Source organism: Arthrobacter livingstonensis, assembly GCF_003219815.1.
GTDB classification, from domain to species: domain Bacteria; phylum Actinomycetota; class Actinomycetes; order Actinomycetales; family Micrococcaceae; genus Specibacter; species Specibacter livingstonensis.
This window is the reverse complement of record NZ_QJVD01000094.1, coordinates 1-1,549: the sequence shown is the minus strand read 5'-3', so window position 1 is coordinate 1,549 and position 1,549 is coordinate 1. Positions and strand designations below refer to the sequence as shown.

General features: G+C 59.9%; 1 protein-coding gene. It reads right to left on the bottom strand.

All coding sequences use genetic code 11. From position 1 onward, the window contains the following. Nucleotides 1-532: 532 nt before the first annotated feature. Complete coding sequence (locus CVV68_RS22885) at nt 533-1,060, bottom strand: glyoxalase superfamily protein (RefSeq protein ID WP_110503274.1); 528 nt, start codon at nt 1,058-1,060, stop codon at nt 533-535. Between the last annotated feature and the right edge of the window lie 489 nt (nt 1,061-1,549).

Genomic DNA, 1,549 nt, shown 5'->3' with positions numbered 1-1,549 from the left:
CTACTACGATGAAATAAGCGGCTCGTTACCCGATGAAGCTGCCAGAAAACTGGCGGCATAATTTCCGGGACGGTTCAGTACCGAGGGAGCGTGATGACTGGATAACAGAGGGAATGCGCCTATTCTTCCCCCTCTCTCTCCGCATTTGGGGTGGGCAGATGGATGACTGGAGTGTAATCGGCGCAGAGTTGACGGAAAGGGAGGTCCAGCTGAGCTTTCAGCACAAAGAGGACACGAAACTTTTCGGACAGGCAACCATCGACCTCCAGTGGGGGGTTGCGACGGAGTTCACGACGCCATGGGAGCAGATGACGCTTCAGGACGTCAAGAGCTCGTGGGATTAGTTGAGGTCGCGGCAGAAAACCGCAAAAAATCGTAGGCTAAGTCCCCGCCAAGAAACGTACCCATCGGCGTAGAGCTGGTCGATGGATACTATGACAATCATGGTCCGCAGGGGAACGGCTTACGCTACGGGCTAAAGCCGTTCTCGGGCGGGCATTTTCATGGCGCCCGAGAACGGCCGACCGGAAGGTTACATCTCAGTGGCCGTCGGCGTGTGGAAGATGATGCGGTTACCGAACGGGTCTGGAACGGCGAGATCCTCACCCCAGGCTGCGTGGTTGAGCCCGATCCGCAACGGGTAGACGGTGCTCTCCACAAGATGGCGTTGAAGGTGGACCACGTCTGTAATCTGAATGCGCACAGCAGCGCCCGGTGTGGCGTCACCGTAATGCTCGCTCAAGTGCAGCACACATCCCTCTCGGGACACCTGCTGGTAGAGCGGCATGCCCTCGCCGAACCGATGCTCCCAATCCACAGCGAAGCCGAGAAAGTCAACATAGAAGCGTCTGGCTTCGAGACCGGGGAACGTGCGCAGGATGGGTATCGTCGTCGGCTCGGAAGTAACCGTGGCGGCCGCTGCACATGTGTTCCAGTCACGGAATCCGAGGGCGGCGGCGGCCAGCTCCAGAGACTCGCTGTGCGTCAACGTGGTACCTTGCCCGCTCAAGCGTGCTCGCAGTCGACGCGCGATGGCTTTGGGATCAATGGTGGTGTTCATCAGACATAACTTTCCGCCGGCGACGCGTCATGACAGGCCTCTCCATTACCCGGGACCGCCAGCAGTGTGTCTTTGAACCGGTCACCAGAACAATCACGAGTTTCACCATCTCGGCCAAACCGAGGGAGAGAGCGGGCACCCGCTGCCGGTGTCAATAGTACGGCAACCATCACTTTAACGCGCGCCTCAACATCTGCCGTGGGCCCGAGAGACCAATAGTCGGGACGCTCCCGTGGACGGCCGTAAGCGGAACGCTGATCGCGACAAGCTCGGCTGTCAGCAGGGGATTCGCCTTTGCAACCGAATTCTGAAGCGGCAGGGAACCCCGCTACGGCGGCGGCGGCGGCGGCTTAGTCGCGCGTTCGAGAGCGCGACACTGCCATGTCGATGAGGAACGTCACGATCGCAGCGCCTACGCCGAAGCCAATGCCGCCGCCAACGATGGCCGCGACAGTAAACCCGCCGATCAAGACCGTGATTGCCATCCAG

Coding starts and splice junctions, on each gene's coding strand:
- CVV68_RS22885 (WP_110503274.1), bottom strand. CDS start 1,060: ATGAACACCACCATTGATCCCAAAGCCATCGCGCGTCGACTGCGAGCA.